At 54.1% G+C, this 24,212-nt stretch carries 20 protein-coding genes, 2 tRNA genes and 3 rRNA genes; 6 read left to right on the plus strand and 19 right to left on the minus strand.

All coding sequences use genetic code 11. The features are described from left to right. Nucleotides 1–139 precede the first annotated feature (139 nt). The 7 genes from ACM66T_RS12905 to ACM66T_RS12935 all read right to left on the minus strand — a co-directional run bounded on the left by ACM66T_RS12905 (nucleotide 140) and on the right by ACM66T_RS12935 (nucleotide 8,448). Nucleotides 140–961 (minus strand): hypothetical protein, encoded by an 822-nt coding sequence (locus ACM66T_RS12905; protein ID WP_231019453.1) that lies wholly within the window; start codon nucleotides 959–961, stop codon nucleotides 140–142. Nucleotides 962–1,136: 175 nt separating this feature from the next. Next, a complete protein-coding gene (locus ACM66T_RS12910; protein WP_231019454.1) occupies nucleotides 1,137–2,348 on the minus strand; it encodes an OmpP1/FadL family transporter in 1,212 nt (403 codons plus the stop codon). Between the two features lie 1,005 nt (nucleotides 2,349–3,353). Beyond that, nucleotides 3,354–3,469 (minus strand): 5S ribosomal RNA (gene rrf / locus ACM66T_RS12915). Between the two features lie 132 nt (nucleotides 3,470–3,601). Next, a 23S ribosomal RNA gene (locus ACM66T_RS12920) occupies nucleotides 3,602–6,468 on the minus strand. A 186-nt stretch (nucleotides 6,469–6,654) separates the two neighbouring features. Beyond that, a tRNA-Ala gene (locus ACM66T_RS12925) sits at nucleotides 6,655–6,730 on the minus strand. Between the two features lie 12 nt (nucleotides 6,731–6,742). Beyond that, a tRNA-Ile gene (locus tag ACM66T_RS12930) sits at nucleotides 6,743–6,819 on the minus strand. Between the two features lie 125 nt (nucleotides 6,820–6,944). Continuing rightward, nucleotides 6,945–8,448, minus strand: a 16S ribosomal RNA gene (locus ACM66T_RS12935). Together the 16S, 23S and 5S rRNA genes with 2 tRNA genes alongside form the textbook arrangement of a ribosomal RNA operon. 486 nt (nucleotides 8,449–8,934) lie before the next feature. Here ACM66T_RS12935 and ACM66T_RS12940 point away from each other — a divergent pair. Further along, nucleotides 8,935–9,636, plus strand: coding sequence for a Bax inhibitor-1/YccA family protein (locus ACM66T_RS12940; protein ID WP_231019455.1), 702 nt, complete (start codon nucleotides 8,935–8,937; stop codon nucleotides 9,634–9,636). Then, complete coding sequence (locus tag ACM66T_RS12945; RefSeq protein ID WP_231019456.1) at nucleotides 9,620–10,036, plus strand: thiamine-phosphate pyrophosphorylase; 417 nt, start codon at nucleotides 9,620–9,622, stop codon at nucleotides 10,034–10,036. Before ACM66T_RS12940 ends, ACM66T_RS12945 begins: the two co-directional genes overlap by 17 nt. On the opposite strand, the gene ACM66T_RS12950 is transcribed toward ACM66T_RS12945, so the two are convergent. Genes ACM66T_RS12950 through ACM66T_RS12965 form a run of 4 tightly spaced genes read right to left on the minus strand, consistent with a single transcriptional unit; the run spans nucleotide 10,023 to nucleotide 13,197 of the window. Then, entirely contained in the window at nucleotides 10,023–10,706 is a 684-nt protein-coding gene (locus ACM66T_RS12950; RefSeq protein ID WP_231019457.1) for a methyltransferase domain-containing protein, read from the minus strand. The genes ACM66T_RS12945 and ACM66T_RS12950 overlap by 14 nt on opposite strands. Further along, the gene (locus tag ACM66T_RS12955; RefSeq protein ID WP_231019458.1) at nucleotides 10,703–11,500 is read right to left on the minus strand and encodes a metal ABC transporter permease; all 798 of its coding nucleotides are present in this window, start codon (nucleotides 11,498–11,500) and stop codon (nucleotides 10,703–10,705) included. Before ACM66T_RS12955 ends, ACM66T_RS12950 begins: the two co-directional genes overlap by 4 nt. A 12-nt stretch (nucleotides 11,501–11,512) precedes the next feature. After that, nucleotides 11,513–12,274, minus strand: a complete 762-nt coding sequence (locus tag ACM66T_RS12960; protein WP_231019459.1) for a metal ABC transporter ATP-binding protein — start codon at nucleotides 12,272–12,274, stop codon at nucleotides 11,513–11,515. Beyond that, a complete protein-coding gene (locus ACM66T_RS12965; RefSeq protein WP_231019460.1) occupies nucleotides 12,271–13,197 on the minus strand; it encodes a metal ABC transporter substrate-binding protein in 927 nt (308 codons plus the stop codon). The genes ACM66T_RS12960 and ACM66T_RS12965 overlap by 4 nt, the downstream gene beginning before the upstream one ends. A gap of 113 nt (nucleotides 13,198–13,310) precedes the next feature. Between ACM66T_RS12965 and secG the strand changes: the two genes are divergently transcribed. Genes secG through pyrE form a run of 4 tightly spaced genes read left to right on the plus strand, consistent with a single transcriptional unit; the run spans nucleotide 13,311 to nucleotide 15,773 of the window. Next, nucleotides 13,311–13,652 (plus strand): preprotein translocase subunit SecG, encoded by a 342-nt coding sequence (gene secG, locus ACM66T_RS12970; protein WP_416768637.1) that lies wholly within the window; start codon nucleotides 13,311–13,313, stop codon nucleotides 13,650–13,652. Nucleotides 13,653–13,658: 6 nt separating this feature from the next. After that, a complete protein-coding gene (locus ACM66T_RS12975) occupies nucleotides 13,659–14,600 on the plus strand; it encodes a polysaccharide deacetylase family protein (protein WP_416768638.1) in 942 nt (313 codons plus the stop codon). 2 nt (nucleotides 14,601–14,602) lie between these two features. Beyond that, nucleotides 14,603–15,160 carry a ribosome recycling factor gene (gene frr / locus ACM66T_RS12980; RefSeq protein ID WP_231019464.1) on the plus strand — a complete coding sequence of 186 codons (558 nt, stop codon included), beginning with the start codon at nucleotides 14,603–14,605 and terminating at the stop codon, nucleotides 15,158–15,160. Between the two features lie 4 nt (nucleotides 15,161–15,164). Further along, the gene (gene pyrE, locus ACM66T_RS12985) at nucleotides 15,165–15,773 is read left to right on the plus strand and encodes an orotate phosphoribosyltransferase (protein ID WP_231019465.1); all 609 of its coding nucleotides are present in this window, start codon (nucleotides 15,165–15,167) and stop codon (nucleotides 15,771–15,773) included. A gap of 485 nt (nucleotides 15,774–16,258) precedes the next feature. On the opposite strand, the gene ACM66T_RS12990 is transcribed toward pyrE, so the two are convergent. From ACM66T_RS12990 to ACM66T_RS13025, 8 genes are read right to left on the minus strand one after another with little or no spacing between them, the layout of a single operon-like run. Continuing rightward, nucleotides 16,259–18,343, minus strand: coding sequence for a ribonuclease J (locus ACM66T_RS12990; protein ID WP_416768639.1), 2,085 nt, complete (start codon nucleotides 18,341–18,343; stop codon nucleotides 16,259–16,261). A gap of 36 nt (nucleotides 18,344–18,379) precedes the next feature. After that, complete coding sequence (gene rsmA / locus ACM66T_RS12995; protein WP_231019467.1) at nucleotides 18,380–19,156, minus strand: 16S rRNA (adenine(1518)-N(6)/adenine(1519)-N(6))-dimethyltransferase RsmA; 777 nt, start codon at nucleotides 19,154–19,156, stop codon at nucleotides 18,380–18,382. A gap of 52 nt (nucleotides 19,157–19,208) precedes the next feature. Beyond that, nucleotides 19,209–20,636, minus strand: coding sequence for an NAD(P)/FAD-dependent oxidoreductase (locus ACM66T_RS13000; RefSeq protein WP_416768640.1), 1,428 nt, complete (start codon nucleotides 20,634–20,636; stop codon nucleotides 19,209–19,211). Nucleotides 20,637–20,694: 58 nt separating this feature from the next. Further along, nucleotides 20,695–21,444 (minus strand): DUF695 domain-containing protein, encoded by a 750-nt coding sequence (locus tag ACM66T_RS13005; RefSeq protein ID WP_345970117.1) that lies wholly within the window; start codon nucleotides 21,442–21,444, stop codon nucleotides 20,695–20,697. Nucleotides 21,445–21,447: 3 nt separating this feature from the next. Further along, nucleotides 21,448–21,789 (minus strand): hydrogenase maturation nickel metallochaperone HypA, encoded by a 342-nt coding sequence (gene hypA / locus ACM66T_RS13010; RefSeq protein WP_416768641.1) that lies wholly within the window; start codon nucleotides 21,787–21,789, stop codon nucleotides 21,448–21,450. Between the two features lie 9 nt (nucleotides 21,790–21,798). Then, nucleotides 21,799–22,797, minus strand: a complete 999-nt coding sequence (gene hypE / locus ACM66T_RS13015; RefSeq protein WP_416768642.1) for a hydrogenase expression/formation protein HypE — start codon at nucleotides 22,795–22,797, stop codon at nucleotides 21,799–21,801. Then, a complete protein-coding gene (gene hypD, locus ACM66T_RS13020; RefSeq protein ID WP_345970120.1) occupies nucleotides 22,794–23,921 on the minus strand; it encodes a hydrogenase formation protein HypD in 1,128 nt (375 codons plus the stop codon). The genes hypE and hypD overlap by 4 nt, the downstream gene beginning before the upstream one ends. After that, nucleotides 23,918–24,211: a HypC/HybG/HupF family hydrogenase formation chaperone gene (locus ACM66T_RS13025; protein WP_345970121.1), complete on the minus strand. Its 294-nt coding sequence runs from the start codon at nucleotides 24,209–24,211 to the stop codon at nucleotides 23,918–23,920. Before ACM66T_RS13025 ends, hypD begins: the two co-directional genes overlap by 4 nt. Nucleotide 24,212: the final 1 nt, after the last annotated feature.

Below are 24,212 nucleotides of genomic sequence, written 5' to 3' on the forward strand. Positions count from 1 at the left end.
AACCATCTTCACACGATCACACCCAGCAATCCCCTAATCGACAGCAACAACATATATGATACAAAAGAGTGCTGGTTAAGCCTGTAGAACACTGGCTGAAATGAAAGAGGAATAGCTATGCAGCCGGGAGGCCGCATTGTTATTTAAATGGTGTCGAAAGCTCTTCTTCAATCGCACCCGGCGTGTTGACAATTTGCATAAACTCCCCCATGCTCAGCAGAGGATAACTGATGGCAATGTAGTATTTTGCCGCCAAAGCCTGTGCTTTACCCTCTTCGATCAGGATCGTATACGGCAAAATCTCGGCATTCTTCGCACCGATCGTCTTAACGAATGACTTTGTCTCATCACTCAGGGCGTACCCGACCAGCACTTTGCCCTCGCCAAGCGGCAGTTTAAAGACAACCGAACGGCCGTCATTATACGTCTCAAGCTTTGAAAGCAAAGCTTGCGTGTCACCCTCTGCCAGCGCGTACGTGTCTTCATAATAGGGCATACCGATCATAAAATGGTAGCCGGCGAGTTTGTCGTATTCGAAAGCATCCTCGGATACGCTGAGATCACCCAGCGCTTTTTGCAGCGCCGCTGTCAGCGTGTCGCCCAGGGTGTGATCATACTCCGACTGGAAAAATGCCTTCCCGAAATAGACCGGATTCGTGACGGCGATGCGTTGGTTTTCACCATCCACGAGCACACGGAGGACCGCGCCGAAACCGCGCCCCGGTTTCTTTGCAGCTGCTTTGAGTGCTTCAGTCGTCATGACAATCGTTTCGCTCTTATCTGTTGTCGCATACCTCCCGACAATCTCAAACCCTGCCGCTTGCAACGTCGACATTACGGCAGCCTTATCTTGATAGGGTGCGTAATAATAGGCACTCACTTTCTCGCCAATCGGTTCGGCCGCAGCATGGGCATCCACCCAAAACAAGATGGCGGCCAACAAAATCAACAATGCTTTCATTCTCTTTTCCTTTCTATTGGTTGCACCTCTGCCCTCCCGGGAGAAAAGCGTCACTGCTTGTTCGCTTTCATTGAAAATTCGGCACGGAAATATCCTGCTTCTATGCGTCATAGTGTCTGATGCCAATGATTCAATGGATCCCGCCCGGGAGCGGGAGTGTGGAGGTATGGTTCTTTTAAAAGTCGTATGTCAACTGGAACGTGACACCGGACTGCGAGTGTTTTACTTCATTGCTCGGTCCTGTCATCCCCATGCCGTCAAGGGCGGAAGTATCGAATGAAACTTTCGTTTCCAGTGCGTACGTCAGCGCCAGATCGACGGAGAGCTGCTCTGTCAGCGGCGCGGAAGCACCCGCCGTAATATGGTCTTCTACGACCGCCGGGAACCCAAGGAGGTTGAAGACGTTGATGGCAGCACCTGCCTGTGTCGTGCCGTCTGCCTCTTCGATCGGCTGTGTACCGTGGTTATACCCCGCACGCAGCGCATACCCGTCTATTTCAAACTGGTATCCGACGGCAAATACATCCGTGTTTTTCCAGTTGAAGTCTTTATAGCCTTTAGCGTCACCCCATTTAACCTGCTTATAGTCAAACGCGATGGTATTTTCGCGGGTAATCTTGAATGAGAACCCAACACCGATCTCCGCAGGCTGTGTCAGTTCATCCCCGAATGGAGCAGGCAGAATCCCCAAACCGGCGAACGGCCCAGTAGCTCCGGAAATCTGCCCCTTGTACTTCATCGGGATTTCCGCACGATAGACCGCACCGAGTGTCAATGCACCGACATTATAGGAGAGACCAAAATTGTAAGTAAATTTCAGGTCCTGTGCCAGCCCCTCCCCGACAGTCGTACCCATGGCATTGTAATTAATATCCAAAGCACCATACTGAAGGATTGGAGTGAAACCGACACTGAGTCCGTTCATCTCATAAGCGACCGGCACACCCAGCTGCATCAACTGGAGAGCGGTGACCATATTCATGGTGCTTTGAGAATTCTCACTACGGTAATCCGTACCCATACCGGCAGTTCCCCAGATACCGATACCCCAGTAGAAGTGATCACCGACTTTATTACCGACAGAAACTTCCGGAATCACATTCAGATCCGCAGCACTATCTTGCATGCCATTGCCGTCATTGGCGTTATATTTTACATTCGGCATAAAGAGTGTACCACCGAACGAAATCTCTGTCCCCTTGACGCTGCTCAATAACGCAGGGTTGTTAATACCGGACTCTGCACCGAACGGCATCCCGATGCTTACACCGCCCATCGAACGTGATTTCGCACCGAGACCGATCAGGTGGTCACCGTTTGTTGCAAAAGCAGATGTTGCTCCCAACGCCATAGCCGCTGCAACAGCCAATTTGATTGTACGTGTCATTTATACTCCTACGAATACAGTTATTCGACAGAAAGCCTTCGCTTTCAACTCGGATCATTATAGAGAGGCAAAAATAAATTGAATCTGAATATAAATAATGCATTATCACAGAAACTTATCATTTTTTTTATCGTAATCAAGAAAAATGGGGAAATAAAAGATTTTTATACTTATAACTTATCTTAATGGCGGTTTTAAGCATAGAAAAAAGCTGTTTCTGAGTGTTTTTGTTTTTGATACAAAAGAGAGATTTTTTTGAGAATTTTATCATATTGTTTCATTTCGAAACAGTATTTTTACTTTTCCTGTTATATATTAATGTGTTATTTGACTCTATCTGCATGCATTAGTTTTTCTTGACATGCTCTTGTCGAGATGAAACAGCAGTAAAAAAAACTATAGAAGATGGGTAACCTGGGAGCCACGCTTCTAGTGCTTATAGCGAGATCTCATAGAACATAAAACACATGCCAGGATAAGATTGCAACGAAGCAGATAAGACTATTATTTGATAGGAAAACAACCAGGGTGACTAGAATGACATAGAGGAAAATACAGCACTAATCATTCATAGATTGTTAATGATCTTACGAGTTGAATATTTGTATCCCAGACCAACATTGCTCACAAATAATATGCATTCATAGAAGTGCGCTATAAATAGGCGGGACATGATCTGGATAAGGGCAACAAGGTTGTGCTTGTCTATGCGAAAAGTAAGATAAATAGGAAGCGAGTACGGAGTACGACGCGAGCATAGCCGCAGGTGTAAAGTAAGACAGTGTAATTGGTTTTAAAAGTTAGGAGGATTAGTAAAGAAGGATAAATCCGAGAACCAGGATATCTCATGAAAAAAGGCAACGGGGTTGCGTTTTTACAGGAGTAAAGTAAGATAGATGAAGAGCGAATACGTAGTATAAAGCGAACATAGCCGCCGGAGTTTAGACTTAAGAGATTGTTGGTAATAAATTGTTGTGATTGTTTGAATGTGAAGAAATTCCGAGAACCAGGCGGCGACCTACGTTCCCAACCCTGCAAGGGTCAGTATTATCAGCGATGAGAGGCTTAGCTTCCGGGTTCGGAATGGGGCCGGGCGTTTCCCTCTCTCTATAGCCACCTGGACAATCGGATCTAAAAGCACCGAAGTGATCTTAGATCCGACTGTGTCGGGAAGTTTTCATTGTTAAAGTCAACGGCAACTACAGTGATTACAGCTTCTCATATTCAGTAAGGCAGTAAGACACTAATTTTAGGGAAAAAAGACGAACGGACTATTAGTACTGGTCAGCTAAACAGATTGCTCTGCGTACACACCCAGCCTATCAAGCATGTAGTCTTCATGCGTCCTTCAGGGAGAGTTCATCTTGGAGTTGGCTTCCCGCTTAGATGCTTTCAGCGGTTATCACATCCGAACGTAGCTACCCGGCGGTGCCCTTGGCAGGACAACCGGTGCACCAGTGGTTCGTCCAACCCGGTCCTCTCGTACTAGGGTCAGCTCTCCTCAACTCTCCTACGCCCACGGAAGATAGGGACCGAACTGTCTCACGACGTTCTGAACCCAGCTCGCGTACCGCTTTAAATGGCGAACAGCCATACCCTTGGGACCTGCTCCAGCCCCAGGATGCGATGAGCCGACATCGAGGTGCCAAACCTCCCCGTCGATGTGAGCTCTTGGGGGAGATCAGCCTGTTATCCCCGGCGTACCTTTTATCCTTTGAGCGATGGCCCTTCCACACAGAACCACCGGATCACTATGACCGTCTTTCGACTCTGCTCGACATGTACGTCTCACAGTCAGGCTGGCTTATGCCATTATACTCTGCGATGGATTTCCAACCCATCTGAGCCAACCTTTGTAAGCCTCCGTTACTTTTTAGGAGGCGACCGCCCCAGTCAAACTACCCACCAGACATTGTCCTGACAGAGGATAACTCTGCGCAGTTAGCTATCAGAATATTCAAGGGTGGTATCTCAAGGGTGCCTCATATACAACTGGCGTCATATAATCAACGGCTCCCACCTATCCTGCACATGAATATCCCAATAGCAGTGTCAAGCTATAGTAAAGGTGCACGGGGTCTTTCCGTCTTTCCGCGGGTAGGAGGAATTTTCACCTCCACTACAATTTCACTGGATCCCTGGTTGAGACAGCTCCCATCTCGTTACGCCATTCATGCAGGTCGGTATTTAACCGACAAGGAATTTCGCTACCTTAGGACCGTTATAGTTACGGCCGCCGTTTACTCGTGCTTCAATTCACCGCTTCGCAAAGCTAACGGATCCTTTTAACATTCGAGCACCGGGCAGGCGTCACACCCTATACATCCACTTACGTGTTGGCAGAGTGCTGTGTTTTTGGTAAACAGTCGGGAGGGACTCTTTGCTGCGACCCGCTTCTGCTCCACCCGCAGGGGTTTCACATACAACGGGCACACCTTATTCCGAAGTTACGGTGCTAGTTTGCAGAGTTCCTTAACCAGGGTTCTTCCACGCGCCTTAGAATACTCATCTCACCCACCTGTGTCGGTTTACGGTACGGGCGACTGTAGATATGCTTAGAAACTTTTCTCGGCACGACGGCATCAACGATTCTGTTTCTGCTCCGAAGAGCGTCGACAGCCTGTCAGATCTCGGTCTCATGTAAGGCGGATTTGCCTGCCTTACAACCTACATCCTTCGAGCCACTATTCCATCAGTGACCTCGTTTAGCCCTATGCGTCCTTCCATCACGCTCTACAGTCGGTATCGGAATATTAACCGATTTGCCATCGTCTACCCCTTTCGGACTCGACTTAGGTCCCGACTAACCCTACGATGACGAGCATCGCGTAGGAAACCTTGGGTTTACGGCGAAGCAGATTCTCACTGCTTTTATCGCTACTCATGCCTGCATGCTCACTTCCATCCGCTCCAGCACTCCTTGCCGGTATACCTTCAACGCTGAATGGAACGCTCTCCTACCACTTAGTAAAACTAAGTCTAGAGCTTCGGTGTACATCTTAGCCCCGTTATATTTTCGGCGCAGAATCGCTAGACCAGTGAGCTGTTACGCTTTCTTTAAAGGATGGCTGCTTCTAAGCCAACCTCCTGGTTGTTTCAGCAACTCCACATCCTTTTCCACTTAGATGTAACTTAGGGACCTTAGCTGCTAGTCTGGGTTGTTCCCCTCTCGACGATTGATTTTATCACCCACCGCCTGACTCCCGAGGTTAGGCATACAGTATTCGGAGTTTGATAGGGTTTGGTACCGCGGTGAGCAGCCCTAGCCCTGTCAGTGCTCTACCCCTGTATGCTAATAACTCGAGGCTATACCTAAATATATTTCGGAGAGAACCAGCTATCACTGAGTTTGATTGGCCTTTCACCCCTATCCACAAGTCATCCGGAGGCTTTTCAACGCCTATCGGTTCGGTCCTCCACTAGCTCTTACACCAGCTTCAACCTGCTCATGGATAGATCACTCAGTTTCGGGTCTGCAGCATCTGACTAATCGCCCTATTAAGACTCGCTTTCGCTACGGCTTCGCGTTCGCTTAACCTTGCCAGATACCACAACTCGCAGGCTCATTATGCAAAAGGCAGTCCGTCACCCCTCATAAAGAATGGGGCTCCGAATGATTGTAAGCTATAGGTTTCAGGTTCTATTTCACTCCGTTCACCACGGTTCTTTTCACCTTTCCCTCACGGTACTGGTTCGCTATCGGTCTGGTAGTAGTATTTAGCCTTGGAGGGTGGTCCCCCCATGTTCAGTCAAGATAACACGTGTCCCGACCTACTCGAATAACATGTAGATAGTTTTCGCTTACAGGGCTATCACCTTCTATGGCTCCTCTTTCCAAAGGATTCTGCTAACACACTACACGCTTTAGGGCTAGTCCCATTTCGCTCGCCGCTACTCTGGGAATCTCGGTTGATTTCTTTTCCTCAAGGTACTGAGATGTTTCACTTCCCTTGGTTCGCCCCCCGAAGGGTGACACGATTCGCACCGTGCCGGGTTGCCCCATTCGGAAATCCCCGGATCAAAGCTTCTTGGCAGCTCCCCGAGGCTTATCGCAGCCTAGTACGTCCTTCATCGCCTCTACCAGCCTAGGCATCCACCTATAGCTCTTAATATCTTTATTCTAATTAGCGCTTACTGCCTTACTCAATATGAATAAGACTGTAATCTTCAATTGTAGTTGCATATAGTAATTTCTTACTATATTTGTTGACTTTAACAATGATAATTCAATGAACGATTTAGACTCTTATACACTAAGAAGTCTAATATGAATACTTCATCAAGTACTCGTATTAGGCTTCATCCGTGGTGGAGAATAGCGGGATCGAACCGCTGACCTCCTGCGTGCAAAGCAGGCGCTCTCCCAGCTGAGCTAATTCCCCACATAGTGATCCTGGTGGGCCTAGGAGGACTTGAACCTCCGACCTCACCCTTATCAGGGGTGCACTCTAACCAGCTGAGCTATAGGCCCCTTCTCGGCATTTCTAATTCAATAGAACACAGATCACTGAAAACTAAGCAAGCAAGCGGACAGACACAACTCTGTGTGAGATTTTCTCTTCGGGCCCTCAAACGAATGAGGCCCGGTTACTCTAGAAAGGAGGTGATCCAACCGCAGGTTCTCCTACGGTTACCTTGTTACGACTTCACCCCAGTCGCTGATTCCACCGTAAGCGGTAGCCAGTTTGGCATCCCGATTTCGGGTGAAATCAACTCCCATGGTGTGACGGGCGGTGAGTACAAGACCCGGGAACGTATTCACCGTAGCTTAGCTGATCTACGATTACTAGTGATTCCAGCTTCATGCACTCGAGTTGCAGAGTACAATCCGAACTGAGAGACGCTTTATGAGATTGGCTCCACCTCGCGGTATCGCAACTCTCTGTACGTCCCATTGTAGCACGTGTGTAGCCCTGGCCGTAAGGGCCATGATGACTTGACGTCGTCCTCACCTTCCTCCTCCTTGCGAAGGCAGTCTCCTTAGAGTGCCCAGCCGAACTGCTGGCAACTAAGGACGAGGGTTGCGCTCGTTGCGGGACTTAACCCAACATCTCACGACACGAGCTGACGACAGCCGTGCAGCACCTGTTTTCAAGCTCCAGTAAACTGGCACTACCGTATCTCTACAGTATTCTATCAATGTCAAGGCCAGGTAAGGTTCTTCGTGTATCTTCGAATTAAACCACATGCTCCACCACTTGTGCGGGTCCCCGTCTATTCCTTTGAGTTTTAATCTTGCGACCGTACTCCCCAGGCGGAATGCTTAATCTGTTAAGTGCATCACCGAAACTACAAGAGCCCCGACGACTAGCATTCATCGTTTAGGGCGTGGACTACCAGGGTATCTAATCCTGTTTGCTCCCCACGCTTTCACGCCTCAGCGTCAGTTATGTCCCAGCAGATCGCCTTCGCTTTCGGTATTCCTAGTGATATCTACGGATTTTACCCCTACACCACTAATTCCATCTGCCCCTTCCATACTCTAGGTTCCCAGTTTCAAGTGCAGTTCTATGGTTGAGCCATAGGATTTCACACCTGACTTAAAAACCCGCCTACGCGTCCTTTACGCCCAGTGATTCCGAGTAACGCTTGCTCCCTCCGTATTACCGCGGCTGCTGGCACGGAGTTAGCCGGAGCTTATTCATTAGGTACCGTCATTTTCTTCCCTAATAAAAGGAGTTTACACACCGAAATGCGTCATCCTCCACGCGGCGTTGCTGCATCAGGGTTTCCCCCATTGTGCAATATTCCTCACTGCTGCCTCCCGTAGGAGTCTGGTCCGTGTCTCAGTACCAGTGTGGCGGATCATCCTCTCAAACCCGCTATGTGTCATCGCCTTGGTGAGCTCTTACCTCACCAACTAGCTGATACAATATAGGCCGATCCCTCAGCGAAAAACCTTTCCCTGCGAACAGGAGTATCCGGTATTAATCACCGTTTCCAGTGGCTATCCCAGACTGAGGGGCACGTAACCTATACATTACTCACCCGTGCGCCACTCGTCAGCAAAGAAGCAAGCTTCTCCCTGTTACCGTTCGACTTGCATGTGTTAAGCACGCCGCCAGCGTTCACTCTGAGCCAGGATCAAACTCTCCATAATTGAAAAGACGTTTCCGAAGAAACGATTACTGATCCAGCCCAAGATATAAAATCATTGGCTGTATAGTGTCTATCACTATTAATAGTAATAGACGGTTAAATTGTGTCTTATCTAAGTAAGACTTCCAGACTCGCATCTGTCCATCCCACTTGCTTAGTTTTCAATGATCTCAAACTTCCCAAATCTTCAACTCGAAGACCCGGCTGATCGGCTTCTTTCGATGCCTCTCATCGTTTGTGGACGGGAATTATAGGGGATTCCTAAAGCAATGTCAAGAGGTTTTCGGGAGGAATTGCAAAATATGTCAAATTTCTTTTTTTTGGCCCATTTTCACCCTATTTTTGTTACAAAAATATACATCTGTCGATCTGCTGCTGCTATTACCCTGTATTTTCGCGCCAAACACCCCGATTTTATTTACTATCTGTTTGACATGAACCATGTATAGTTCAGAAATCAAACTCCAATATAATAGAGGAATAGACTATGGGACTTTATGATAGAGAATATGCACGCGGAAGAGCAGCGGATCACTACGCAGCCAACCGCAGTGAAACACAGGTCGTTTCATTTGTAAAAGAGACTTATAAACTGTTTGCCGCCTCCCTGATGGCTGCGGCAGTCGGTTCATACGTGGGGATTCCGATCGCCGGTACTCTTCAGGCCATGCACTGGCCGCTCTTTTTCCTGGTCATCGGTCTGCTGATCGGTCTGCACTTTGCCAAACACAAGCAGGGGCTCAACCTGATCCTGCTCTTTGCCTTCACGTTCGCAACCGGTATGATGATCGCCCCGCTGCTTTCCGTTGTCCTCGGCATGTCCGGCGGCGCGACGATCGTCGGTAACGCTTTTGCCATGACCTCCGTCATCTTCGGGGCCATGAGCTTTTACGCCATCCGTACGACGAAAGACTTTACCTCTTTCAGCAAGCCGCTCTTTATCGCACTGCTGGTGATCATCGGCTTCTCAATCGTCAACATCTTCCTCGGAAGCCCGATGATGGCCGTCATTATCTCCGCCGCTGCGGTTTTCCTGTTCAGCATCTTCGTCGTTTACGACACGCAGGCAATCATGCGCGGGATGTTTGAGACACCGATCGAGGGGGCCGTTGCCCTTTACCTCGACTTCTTCAATATCTTCGTCAACCTGCTCCAGCTCCTGGGCATCTTCGGTGGCAGCGAAGACTGACGCCCTTTCACCCGATCTTTTTCGGGTGATCGACGCCAACCTGAACCGCCTCAAAGAGGGCATCCGCGTTATCGAGGATATCGCCCGCTATCTCCAAAACGACAAAACAACCGCTTCCAGCCTCAAAGCCCTTCGCCATAAAAGTAGAATCGACGATCTGCAAAACCTGCTCTCTTCCCGGGACAGCATCAATGATGTACTGCGTCCGACGATCAAGAGCGAACTGAACCGCTCTTCGGTCAAAAGCATTCTCATCGCCAACTACAAGCGGGCCCAGGAGTCCTCACGGGTACTGGAAGAGATGTATAAGATCGTCGATCCGGCACTCTCCGAAACCTTCAAGCAGATCCGCTACGAACTCTATACATTGGAAAAAGAGCACCTGCTCAGCTCTGAATAAAAAGTACCTCGAACTCCAGCCGGTCCAAAGGGTAGTTCTCCATCAGCTGTTTCGTCTCTTTATAGGTGAGCACGTTTCGGTTCCCGCTGACCCCGCTGCGTTTGATATAACGGAACATATCGCGGGTGTTGTCAAAGGCGAGGGAGTAGCGGACCACTTCGCATGATGCATTGAAGAACCGCTTTGCCAAACGCTCCACCTCGTCGGCACTCCGCAGAAGCGGCGGCAGCCCCGCCGTCTTAAAAAGTGTCCCGAACGTTCCGGCTGTAAAGATTGCAAGAGAGACCGGGGCATTGAGTGAGCGGATCAGTGCGAAAGTGTGGGCCAGGTCCGGCGACCACTGCAGGGCGGAGGCGGAAAAGATACGGTCAAAGTGTGTCGCCTTCAGCGAGGCGTAGAGCTTGGGATCGTCGAAGTCCCCCTGCAAACAGGTGATCCGTTCCCCCTGGGGGTGCAGTGCCAGCATCCCCGGCGCGAAATCGATGCCGACAAGCTGCTGATAGGGCCACGCTATCTGCTCTGCGACGGCACCGCGCCCGCAGCCGATATCGAGCAGGTGCTGCGGTGCATCCTTCACCCCCGCGACCAGTCTTTCAGCCACTTTCTTCTGAATAATGTTATAGCTGCCGTAGTGGTCGGCATAACGGGAGAACTCGTTCTGAACGTTCATCGGCGGTTGATCACCAAGGAGATAACAAAGATCAGCAGGACGCACATGACGATGGTCGCGCCGCTGGGAAGTGCGAAAGCGTAGGAGAGCAGCATGCCGGCTGCCACGGAAAAGAGTGCGAACAGCACGGAGAGCCCCACTGTCGCGGAAAAGCCCTGGCGGAAACGCAGGGCGGCTACGGTTGGGATGACCATCAGCGCGCCGATCAGCAGGGTCCCGACGATACGGATGGAGAGAGCGATAATGACGGCAACGATGCTGACCAGCATAAAGTTGAGCAGCGTCACGGGGATACCGCCCGTCTTGGCGACCTCTTCATCGAAGGCGATAAAGTAGAACTCTTTATAAAAGTAGCCCAGCAGCGCCAGGGCCGGGACACCGACGGCAAAAATCGTCCAGACCTCTTCCGTGGAGACAGAAAGGATCGAACCGAAGAGGTAGCTGAAAAGCGAGCTGTTGAACGCCCCCGCCAGGGAGACGATGATGACGGCCAGGGCCAGGGAGCCCGAAAGGAAAATGGCCAGGACGGCATCGGAGTAGAGGTGAAAGAAGCTGCGCAGGTACTCGATGGTCCATGCACTGAGCAGTGCCGCCGCCACCGCCATCCAGACCGGGTTGGTCTCGGTCAGGATCCCGACGGCGACCCCAACCAGCGCCGAGTGTGCCAGGGTCTCTGTCAGCAGCGCGTAGCGGCGAAGGACGACAAAGGCCCCGCTGAAGGAGGCAAGCAGTGCGATCATGATCCCGGCGAGAAACGCATTGACCATAAACTGGTATTGGAAAAGTTCCAGCATCCTCTCTCCTCGTCAATGACGGTGATGCGCGCTGAGCAGGTGCGCATCGATGCCGTAAAGTTCGCTCATCCCCTCGCAGCTGAGCAGCGTTTTCGGGTCATTGCAGGTTGAAAGCCGCTGGTTGACCGTAAAGACCCGCGCGATGTCATCGGCGATCACGCCCACATCGTGGGTCACGAAGAGGATCGTCAGACGCTCCTCCTGATTGAGCTGGCGCAGCAGGGCGTAAAAGCGCTGCTGCGAGGGCTGATCGACACCTGTATTCGGCTCATCGAGGATCAGTACTTTCGGCTCCGAGGCCAGCGCACGGGCGATCATGACCCGCTGGCGCTGCCCGCCGGAGAGCTCGCCGACAAGCTTCTGCCGCAGACCCGTCACCTCCATCCGTTCCATGGCCCGCTCAACGATGCGGCGGTCGTTCTCATGCCACCGCTTGTCCCATCCGAGGCCGGAAATACGCCCCATACGGACGATCTCTTCTACGCTACCGGGGAAAAGACGATCCGTCTGCGTCACTTGCTGGGGGACATACCCTACCTGCGCCCACTGTCGGAACTGCTTTTGCGGCTCGCCGAAGAGGCTGATACGGCCCGACGTCGGTTTCTGTAGCCCAAGCAGCAGGCGAACGAGCGTCGTCTTCCCGCCGCCGTTGGGACCGATCACTGCGCAATACTCCCCCTGGAGGACCTTCAGCGATACGTCCGAGAGGATCGTCTGACCGCCGGCACTGTAGTCAAGATGTTCGACCTCGAAAACGGCCGGCTCAAAGGTCATTTGCACTCCATTGCGTCATGCAGCTTCAGCAGGTTGGCATTCATCAGGCGGAAATAATCCGCCCCGATCTCGTCGGCGGTGATGTTCGCCAGCGGCTGGAGCACATCCACCCGCACGCCCGTCTCCGTTGCCAGCGATGCTACCAGCTTGTCGCTGACAAACGATTCGTAGAAGAGGGTTTTGATGCCGTGTTCGCGTACGATGTCGGTCAGAGCCGCCATCGTTCTCGCATCGGGCATCGTATCCGGAGAGAGTCCGGTAACGGCGTCGACATGGAAGCCGTAGCGTTCGGCAAGGTAGCCGAAGGCGTTATGGCTGACAATGATCGTATCAAGCCGACAGTCGCTCAGGCGTTTGCGGTAAAGGGCATCAAGGGTCTCAAGCCGTTTGATGTAGGCGGCGGCCCGTTCCCGGAGTTTCACGGCATCCAGGGCGGGGAATGCCGAAGTGAACAGTTGTTCTTCCCCGCGGACAAGCGCAATCATATTGTCGATATCAAGCCAGTAATGCGGATCGGTGCCGTGGCGATCCTCTTCGTGCGTCTCCCCCGCTGCATCGTGGTGCGAATGCCCCCCTTCGTGCAGACGGACGTACCGGCTCATGTCCCTGGCGTTGCCGAATGACTCAAAAGGTTCCGTCCACGGTTCGAGGCCCGCGCCGCTGTAAAGGAACAGCCGGCTCTTCTGCACCCGGATCATATCCTGCGGCGTCGGCTCGAAGGTGTGCACTTCCCGCCCGAACGGGATCAGCATGGCCACCTCGGCATCCTGGCCCAGGAGGTGGCGGGCGATATCGTAAAGCGCGAACGTCGTCACGACGACATCCGCTTTACCGGCCTGCACCTTTTTCTCCGGTACCATAACCACGAGGGCCAGCACCAAAACCGTCAACAATGCCAGTAAAACAATGATCGCTTTTTTCAAAATCTCTCCACGGCTTTCTTCCCCGAATTATAGCGAAGCTTCCCCTGCCCATTATAGAATGGGGTTTTTTTCGCTATAATTCGCCACTTTAAAGCGAATGATTAAGGATAACAATGACTTCTTTCTTGCTGATCGTACAGGTCGTGCTGGTGATTCTGCTGACCATCGTCGTCTTGCTGCAGAAAAGTTCCAGCATCGGTCTGGGAGCCTACAGCGGTTCCAATGAATCCGTTTTCGGTGCCAAAGGGCCCGGCAGCTTCCTGGCGAAAACGACCTTCGTCTTCGGATTCCTTTTCGTAGCCAATACGATTGCCCTGGGTTACTTCTACGCGCAGGCCGCCAACAAGTCCGTCGTTGACGAGATCGTCACACCGGTCACGGCGGCCGCTCCGAGCGCAGCGGAAAGCGCCGTTGCACCTGCGGCACCTGCTGCCGAAGCCAACACTTCCAACTAACCCGCCATGCGCAGCCTCCTACTGACTGCGCTGCTGCCGCTGGTACTCTTTGCGGACGCGCACATCTTCGTCTTCCACCGTTTCGGCGATGCGCAGCATGCCGCGACCAACACCTCCGTTCAGACACTGCGCGCCGAATTCGACTATCTCAAAGCGCACGGCTACAAAGTCATCCCCCTCTCCCGCCTGGCCAAGGCCCTCAAGGCACACGAACCCATTGACGACAAATGGGTCGTGCTCACCATCGATGACAGCTACAAAAGCTTCTATGAGAACGGCCTGCCGATCTTCCGCGAGTACGGCTACCCCTTTACCCTCTTTGTCTATGTCGCGGCGGCGGACAAGAACTACGGCGACTTCATGACCTGGGATCAGATCCGCGATACGGCACAGTACGGCGAGCTCGGCCTGCACGGCTATGGGCACAGCCATGAGTGCCACCTCGTGCCCTATATGCTCAAAGATGACACCGACCGGGGGCTGCTCTCCTTTGCCAAGCAGCTCCGCCGTGTACCGCGCTACTACGCCTACCCCTACGGTGAATACAACCCCGAGGTCAAGGCGGGCATCGCCGGCTACGGCTTTGAACTGATCCTCAACCAGAACAGTGGCGCGGTCAACGCCGACAGTGACCCGCACGATCTCGATCGGACGGCACTGACCGGCGAAAACCTGATTGCGCAAAAACTGAAAATCGAGCGCCTGGACACCGAGTGGATCGCCCCCCTGCGGTGGCCCGAAGATGGCAGAATAAAAGAAATACACGCTAAAATTGCACCGACATACCGCACTGCCGAGTACTTTATCAGCGGCGGGGAGTGGGTACGCGTTCCCGTCGAAAACGGTGAAATCCGCGTAAAAACCGATGTGATGCTCGCTTTGCCGCGCAGCCGGGTCTTTATCCGGGTCGGCCGGAAACAAGAGAGTATCATCTTAGTAAAGGAGTAAGAATGCTTGACGAAATTTATCAAGAGTGCGAAATGGACATGGAAGGTGCGATCGAGCACATGCAGAGCCAGTTCAAAACGATCCGGACAGGGAAAGTAACGACACAGGTGCTCGACGGCATCAAGGTCGACTACTACGGAGCGGCGACTCCTCTCTCCCAGGTTGCGACAGTCCTGGCCACGGATGCAACGACGATCACCGTCTCTCCGTGGGAAAAACCGCTGCTGGGCGACATTGAAACCGCCATCGCCAAAGCCAATATCGGTGTCAACCCGAACAACGACGGCGAGCAGATCAAGCTCTTCTTCCCGCCGATGACCGTCGAACAGCGCCAGGAGAGCGTTAAGAAGCTCAAGAAGATGGGCGAAGATGCCAAAGTCGCTGTCCGCAACGACCGCCGCAAAGCCAACGACGCGGTCAAAAAGCTTGAAAAAGACAAAGAGGTCACCGAGGACGACTCCAAGCGTGCCCAGGACAATATCCAGAAGATCACAGACAAGATGGTGGCAAAGATCGACGAGATCATCAAGCAAAAAGAACAAGCCATCCTGACGGTGTAAGCGTATGGACATCAAACAGATCTACCTCGATGCCGACGCGATGCTTGAGGGCCACTTCAAGCTCAGCTCCGGCAACCACTCGCAGTTCTACCTCCAGTCCGCCAAAGTACTCGAGGACCCGAAAACGGCCATGAAGCTGGCCAACGCCCTGGCCGACCAGATCAAAGCCAGCGGCGTGAAGATCGATACCGTATGCTCCCCGGCCATCGGCGGGCTTATTGCCGGTTTCGCACTCGCCCAGGCCCTGGATGCCCGCTACATCTTCACCGAGCGCGTCGGCGGCGAGATGACCCTGCGCCGCGGCTTTGACGTCAAAGAGGGTGAAACCATCCTCGTCTGCGAAGACATCATCACGACTGGCGGTTCGGCGATGGAAGCGGCCGCCGCGGTCGAAGGGCTCGGCGCGAAGGTTGTTGCCTTCGCCGCCCTGGCCAACCGCGGTTTTTGCCGCCGTGAGCACAGCAGCATCGAAACGAAGCCCAGCTGCAAACTCCCCGGCGACCTCCCCTTCTTCGCCCTGGCGGACTTCGATTTCGAGATATACGCCCCCGAAGAGTGCCCGATGTGCAAAGCGGGCAGCGAAGCGATCAAACCGGGTTCCCGCGGGAACTGATCGCCCCTCTTCTTGCGCGGAAATTTCTTTTTCCGCCGCCTCCTAAAAAAGCTTGCTTTAAGCCCTTTTCTGCTCCTATATAGAAAAATATATAATCAATTATTATTATACTTCACACTGTGAATAACCTGTGTATTTTTTCATCGATCAACACCGGGTAAATTTGAGGAAACAGGTTTAACAGGTGCTCAAAAAAGTATCTCCCATATGACTTCAACATGTATGTTTTCGGGAATGCGTTGCTTACTAATTATTCTTACTGAGGAAGTAAGGGAAGAGTACACGGGGCGATTTTTTCGTGACGATTGTTGAGCCCAAGTTTTCGACGTTGCTTCGTAGAACGTCTGTGGTGTTGTCACTATTGCTTGGAAGCCTTCGGCGGTGCTTTGCACAACGCCTGCGGTTTATCCTTGCTACGCTGCGGAATTCCGTTCCACTGCATCGTTCGCCGAAACGACAAGCAGTTGTCGTTTCTAATGGCGAACTCACATGACGAAGATCGTCGGCGTAATCAGCGGATACTTTTTCATTTTGCGATAGATATGCTTGCGGACGACCTGGCGCAGATCGTTCTCCATCGCTTTGGGGTTTTCGATGATCCCCGGCTTGAGATTGGTCAGGAAGTGTTCCAGGACATCTTCCATCTCCTGGGCAAACGCTTTGTCCTGCTTGTCCGGCACCAGACCGAAACTGCTGACCTTCGGCTTGGAGATCAGGTGCGAATCCGCTTTGCTGACCTGGGCGACGATCATGACCATCCCCTCCGTTGCCATCTTCTGGCGGTCGATGACGATGTCGTCTTCGATCAGGTTGTTGCTCTGGTTGTCGATGTAGGTCTTGCCTGATTTGACGGTTTTGACCTTGCGCATATACTTCGGCGTCACTTCGACACACTCGCCGTCACTCATCAGATGGATGTTGCGCTCGGGGACCCCGCAGGCGATTCCCGTCTCTCTGTGGCGCATAACGTGGTTGTATTCGCCGTGGATCGGCAGGAAGAATTTCGGCTGCACCAGACGCAGCATCAGCTTCTGCTCTTCCGCCCCGCCGTGACCGGAGACGTGCAGATCGCGATCGCGGGCGACGGTCGCGCCGGCACGCTCGAGGTGGTTAAGCATCTGCGAAATAGAGCCCTCGTTGCCCGGGATCGCCCGGGAGGAGAGGATGATCAGGTCGCCCGGCTTGATCTTAATATGGCGGTGCTCGCCGATGGCCGTTCTAAACAGTGCCGAGTTCGGCTCTCCCTGCGAACCCGTGGTGATGATGAGGACGTCCTTGTCGTTCATCCGGCTGACGTCATCCGCATCGACGAAGATGTTTTTGGGCAGCTTGATGTATTCGTACTGCATCGCCACTTCGAGGTTGCGCTCCATGGAACGGCCGATAACGCAGACCTTGCGCCCGTACTTGATACCCGCCTGGATCGCCTGGAAGACGCGGTGGATGTTCGAGCTGAACGTCGAGAGGATAATGCGCCCTTTCGTTTTCGAGAAGACGCGGTCCAGCGCCGGGGCGACCGTCAGTTCGCTCGGCGTGATCTCTTTGTTGTACGAGTTCGTCGAATCCGACAGGAGTGCCAGGACGCCCTGACTGCCATAGTGCGCCAGACGGTGCAGGTCTGCCGGGAATCCGTCAACAGGCGTATGGTCGATCTTGAAGTCACCCGTATGGATGACCGTTCCCGCCTCTGTCGTCACCGCGATAGAAGAGGAGTCGATGATGGAGTGCGTCATGTGCATCCACTCGACCTGGAAATCGTTCCCGATCTGGTACACGACGCGCTTCTCGATCGGGCGGAAGTAGCGGCGGAACTCTTTGAGATGGTGTTCGTCGAACTTGTTGCCGATCATCGCCAGCGGAAGCGCCGTACCGTACAGCGGGAACTGCATCTCTTTGTAGAGGTAAGGGACCGCGCCGATATGGTCTTCGTGGGCGTGGGTAATGATGACGCCGACGATCTTGTCTTTGATCTCGCGGACATAGGTGAAATCCGGGACAAGAATATCGACGCCGTGCATCTCTTCGTCCGGGAAACTCATCCCGACATCGATCAGGATCGCTTCGTTATCCGTCTCCATGACCATCATGTTTCCACCGATCTCGCCGAGACCGCCCAGCGGAGTGATACGGACCTTCGCCTTCACCTCCCCATCAATCTTCGTATACGGACTGACACGGACGCGCTGCGACGCCTCGTTCTGGCGCGCATTCTCCAGCAGGCTCTGCTCCGTCGGTGCCGGGGCGTTGCGGCGGCGGTTGCGGTTGCCGCCGGAACGTCCGCCGCCACTTTTCGCGCGACTTTCGCCACGGTTTTCCCCACGGTTTTCCCCACGGTTTTCCCCACGGTTTTCCCCACGGTTGCCGCCGCGGCCGCCGCGGCTGCGGTTCTGGCTCTGGCTCTGGCCTTCGCCCTCTTTTTTCGCTTCACCCTCTTTGGGTTTCTGACGGCTGCGGCTGCGGTTGCGGTTGGATGAACGGCGGCGGCGCGGTTCGCCTTCACGGTTCTGGGCCGGTTTGTTTTCTGTATTTTTCTTCGCTTCTGCGACAGGGGCTTGTGTTTCTTCTGACATCCTAACTCCTTGCAGTACGCCCCTCGGGCGTCACTGTTAATGTAATTGTGTATAGAGTTGGTGATAGTCTGCTGTCGAGATCTGGTGAGGGCGAACGGTAGAGGGGTAGCCGCGAGAGGATAATGCGGCCTGGACCTCTTCTTTACCGTAGCGTGCGGAGAGATTTTTCAGCAAGGTTTTGCGCGGCTGGGCAAATGCCGTTTTGAGCATCTGTTCAAACGCATCCGATGCCCGATTCGCCGTTTTTTTCATGAGCAGGACGGCAGAATCGACTTTGGGCGGCGGCGCGAACGCTTCGGGCGGGACATGGACGAGGATACTGACCTCTGCCACGCTCTGGGCTATCACACTGAGTGCACCAAAATTTTTCTCTCCAGGTGAAGCGGAGAACTTCTCCGCGACTTCACGCTGAACCATAACAAGCAGAAATTCGCACTTCGGATCGGCGAGGGCTTTGAGGATAATGTTCGTCGCGATGTAATATGGCAGGTTCGCCACCAACTCGTACGGAACATCAAGCAGCTCACTCTTCCAGTGCTCGAGGACGTCGCCGCAGTGCAGCGTCAGTCGACCGGTAGTGATCTCATCCGTGAAAACTTCATTCAGGTGCTTGCATAGATCGGTATCGACCTCAAAAGCATCGACGCTTTTGACATCAACTAAAAACTTAGTTAAATCACCTAAGCCAGGCCCGATCTCCGCAACTCTCCTGTCGCTGTCGGGCATCGCTTCGATGATCTTGCGCAAAACGCTCTGATCTTTCAGAAAATTCTGACCAAACTGTTTTTTGGCCACAATCCGTGTGTTATTCATGGCACATTATACACCAATTTTCATTAACTTTGCATGCCCGAGGGGGCAAAGGCTACATCAGCCCCCTCAGCATAAGGTACCAGTACATCGGTTTGAGCATATACACGTCAAAATACCACCACATCACGCGCGGTTTTTCCGGTGCCAGGAACGGGATCGTCGGCGCGAATCCCTCGTAGTTGAACTCGGCCATGATGATTTCGCCGTACTCGGTTTTCAGCGGGCAGACCGTATAGCCGTCGAACTTCTCTTTGGGCGTTTTGCCCTGCATGACCGCCAGGAGGTTGTCTTGCAGCACCGGACCGTGGTGTCGCGCCGATCCGCCGGTTTTCCCCATCGGGATACCGCAGACGTCCCCGATGCCGAAGACATTCGGGAAGCGGGGGTGCTGCAGCGTATATTTGTCCACTTCGAGCCACCCGTCGCCGCCGGCCAGCGGAGAGTTGACCACGGCATCCGGCGGGCTCATCGGCGGCACGATATGGATAAAGTCGTACGGCATCTCGATCCGGTCGGATTTGCTCACGGTTTCATAGGTATCAAAGTCTTCGTCATATACCTCTTCATCATAGGCGTGGATATAGGTCGCGACCTTGCCCTCTACATCGATCGATTCAAGGTGGTGACTGAAGTAGTTGGTGATGCTGTCATAGCGCTTCTGCGCCTCACTAAGCGCCTCGTCGATCGGCTTCAGGAAGAAGAGGCTCGGGAACGATGTCGTAAAGGCGTATTCGGCGGAGAGCCCCTCTTTCTTCAGGTAATCGGCGCTGAGGTAGAGGATCTTCTGCGGGGCGCCGCCGCATTTGATCGGCGTGTTGGGCTGGGTATAGATGACCTTCGGTTTACCGTTCTTCGCGGCTGCTTTGAGATCGTTGAACCACTCCCAGGTGATCTCCCCGCCTTTGGCGGTCCCCGCTTCGGGGTTGTTCAGGTAGACGCTGGAGATGCCGTGCGTACCGATATCGTCCTCGGTGAGCCCTTTGATGGCGTCGTAGTGGCAGACAATGCCCGTCGCAACGACCAGATAGTCGTAGGCGACCTCTTCGCCCCCGCGGGTCGTTACCCGGTTGTTGTCCGGATCGAATGCGGCGACTTCATCCTTGATCCAGGTCACATCATCGGGGATAAAGTCGCTGTTGGGCTTGACAATGTCCTCATGGGTATAGAGCCCCGCGGCCATAAAGATCTGTCCCGGCTGGTAGAGGTGGATCTCGTTGGGTGCGATAATCGTGATATCCGGGTCCGAAATGGCGCGGTGCAGCCGCGCCAAGGCCATGATCGCACCGGATCCGCCGCCGACGATAAGGATCTTCCCCTTCACATCGACGGCTTCCGCTGAAGCTGCCGGCGCGGTCGAGGCCAGCACCGACGCCGCCACCGGGGAGATCCCCATCAGTTTAAGCGCATCGCGTCGACTCAGTCCCGCCGTATCCGGCAGCTCAAGTTCATCCCGCTGTTCAAGCAACTCTTCGCGTTTCATCGTAGCTCCTTCTGTTTGCTCTTATTGTATGATAACTTCCGTCCTTATGACGAAAAAATCACTGTTTTACCAAACTTGTTTCCCATCCGTCGTATTGCCCCTCGAAGGCTTCCGCCCAGGCAATGATCTGAAGCGTTACCGCATCGATATCGTAGTAATACGGTGCGTCCATGCGGTAAAACTGAACCCCGAACGGCGGGCTGACCTCCTCCGGCGGAGCATCAGCCTGCACTTTGAAGCCTTCGGTACTGATACGCTCGACGAAGCGCTCACGCCCCTCATGTTTTGAAAAAAAGGCCCGGTGCTCGATCGCCCGCCGGATGCGGAGATTGTCGCCGGCGGCTTTGAGCCGATCGCAGGTGTGGTGGTTCTGGATGAGCTGCCACTCCCGGTCCGTAGGGAAAAGGAGTTTGCGGTACACCTCCCACTCCGTATCGAGCCGGGAACCGGATTCGTAGGTGTAATCCGTGAAAGCGCCCATCGTGGCGGCAATGACGTCGGGCCATTCAAAATCGAATTTGAGGTAATAGACAAAATGGACCTCGCCCCCCGTCACGATACGCCCGACATATTTGCCGACGCGGTAACGCAACGCCTCCATCTCCAGCCGGTCCTCGATCTCCTTGACCGTGTCCGCTTCGCTCTCAACGACGAACCCTTCGGGCGTGGCCGTGTTCAAACGGAGCTTGAGAAAGCCCACGTATCCCAGCGCATCGTTGGGGAGCGCATCGGCCACCTCGGCATTGAACGCCACGGTCGCAGGGTTTCCATCCACCGGTTTCATATAGTTTTCCCAGATCTCCTGCATGGTCTACTCCATTTCCAAACTCATCAGATACATCTCTTCGCCGTCGACAACGTCGACCTCCAGGCTCTCGCACGCGGGGCAGCGGTACCAGACCTTCTCCAGCTCGCTTCGGCTCCCGCACTGTCGGCAGGTCAGGGTGACGGGCTGGATGTTCATCACGAAATCCGCACCGTCGCAGACGGTCTGCTCCTTGAATGTGTTGAAGGCGATCTCGAGGAGGTGCGGTTCCACGCCGCTCATCACGCCGATCTTGACGACCACCTTGGTCACCCGTTCCGCTTCGTTCTCGGCGGCATGTTTCTCCACCTGTTCCAATAAAGCCTGTACAACGGAATATTCATGCATAGCAATCTCCTAACAGATCCTCGGCAGCAGTTCGCCTTTGGGCAGGTCGAGGAAACGGCGGCTGCCGAATGCGGAGTGCAGCACCACCTTGCCCGGGTACTGCGTCGTCGCCCGGCCGATCACCGCCGCGTCGCGGCAGAACCCGAACCGCTGCAGTGCGCTCACGGCAAAGGCCGCGTGCATCGGCGCGACGGCGGCAACGAAGGTCCCCTCGTTGGCCAGGTCCGTCGCTTCGAACCCGAACATTTCACAGATCCCCTGCACCTCATCGCTGACCTTGATCGCGGCCTCCTCGATCTCCAGGCAGACATCGCTGTTTTCCGCCCATTCGTTCAAGACGGCGGCCAGCCCGCCCCGGGTCGCGTCGCGTAGGGCGCTGACGGAGATGTTTTCCGCCAGCAGTGCCTCGACGGCGGGCCAGAGCGTTTCGCAGTCGCTGCCGAGATCGGCACTGACCTCCAGTCCTTCACGGGCCATCAGAACCGTCGCCCCGTGGCGCCCGATATCACGCGACGCGATGATGACGTCGCCTTCCTGAATCGCCTGTGAAGAGATCCCTTCACGCATGACCTCGCCGATTCCCGCCGTATTGATGAAGAGCTTGTCGACGCTCCCCCGCGGTACGACCTTGGTATCCCCGCAGACGATCTTCGCCCCGGACTTCGCCAGCTCCTCGGCCATACTTTCGACGATGCGTTCCAGCTCCTCGAAAGCGAAGCCCTCTTCGATCATAAAGGCCGAACTGAGGTAGAGCGGCTTCGCGCCCATCATAGAGAGGTCGTTGACGGTGCCGGCGACCGCCAGCTTCCCGATGTCACCCCCCTCGAAAAAGAGCGGGCTGACCGTAAAGCTGTCCGTCGTGAACGCGATCTTCCCCTGCGTCTGCAGCACCGCCGCATCCTCGGCCTTGATGAGGATGTCGTTTTTGAAATGGCGGTAGAACAAGTCGTGGATGAGCTTGTTCGTCTCTTCGCCGCCCCCGCCGTGGCTGAGTTGTACCTGTTTCATCCGAGCACCCCCGCATAGCGGTAGTAGGCGTTGCACGCCCCTTCCGAACTGACCATGCAGCTGCCCAAAGGGCTGTTCGGGGTACAGGCCGTTCCGAAAACCTTGCACTCCATCGGCTTCGCGAGCCCCTTGAGGATCGTGCCGCAGATGCAGAGCTTGTGGTCGTCGATGGGTTCCGTCGGCAGCACCTCTGCGAACACTTTTTCCGCATCGAGATACGCAAATTCGTCCCGAAGCTCCAGAGCGCTGTCGGGAATATCCCCGATCCCGCGCCAGCGGAAATGGCTGCGCGGCTGCAGATACATGTCAATGAGCTGCTGGGCTTTAACGTTGCCTTCCATCGTCACCGAACGGGAGTATTCGATCTCCAGTTCGGCGCGCCCCTCTTTCTGCTGCCGTACAGCCATCAGGATCCCCTGCATCACATCGACGGGTTCGAAACCGCAGACGACGACGGGGGTGCCGTACTTCTGAGGCAGCGGCGCGTAGATCTTCGCCCCGGTGATGACACTGACGTGCGAAGGCCCGATAAAGGCGTTGATCTTCGCCTGGCCGTCGCTCATAATCGCGTCGATCGCCGGCGGCACGAGCACATGGTTGATATGGAAATAGAGGTTGTCGACCTTCTGGGCGACTACCGCGTGCAGCAGCGCTGCCGTCATCGGCGTCGTCGTCTCAAACCCGATCGCAAAAAAGACCACCCGTTTGTCAGGGTTTTCCTTGGCGATCTTGAGCGCGTCCATCGGCGTATAGAGCGGGCGGATGTCCCGCCCGGCAGCCCGTTCAACGGCCAGGGAGCTCTGCGATCCCGGCACGCGGATCATGTCGCCCAGAGTCACCAGGATCGTATCCTCCATCCGTGCCAGCGCGATGGCGTGGTCGATCCGCTCTTTGGGCATGATGCAGACCGGGCAGCCGGGACCGTGAATAAAGTCGATGTTGTCCGGCAGCAGCTGCGGCAGACCGTATTTCATAATCGTATGCGTATGGCCCCCGCACACTTCCATGATCCGCAGCGGTTCGTGCAGCGCTTTCGCCTCTTCCCCAATCTGTGCGGCCAGCATCCGGATCGTGGCGGGATCCCTGAAGCCGTCGTAAAGGTCTTTGAGTTTCAGTTCGCTCATGGTGCACCCCTGTTCTCGCAGTTGTCATCCTCCAGGACGACACGCGAGCGCTCTTCTTCGTCCATCTTCGCCAGGATCTCGTGGTAGACCTTGAGCGATTCGAGCGCGTCCTCCTCATCGATCTTGTTCATCACGAAACCGATATGGATCAGGACATAATCATCTATGTTGACGCTGCCCTCTTCCATCAGGTCCAGCCCCGCTTCGCGCTTGACACCCATCGTATCGACCACGGCGGTATTTTTCTCACGGTCGACGGAAACGACCTTTGAAGGGATAGAGAGACACATC

It is taken from the genome of Sulfurimonas sp. ST-25, assembly GCF_048079205.1.
Lineage (GTDB): Bacteria > Campylobacterota > Campylobacteria > Campylobacterales > Sulfurimonadaceae > Thiomicrolovo > Thiomicrolovo sulfuroxydans.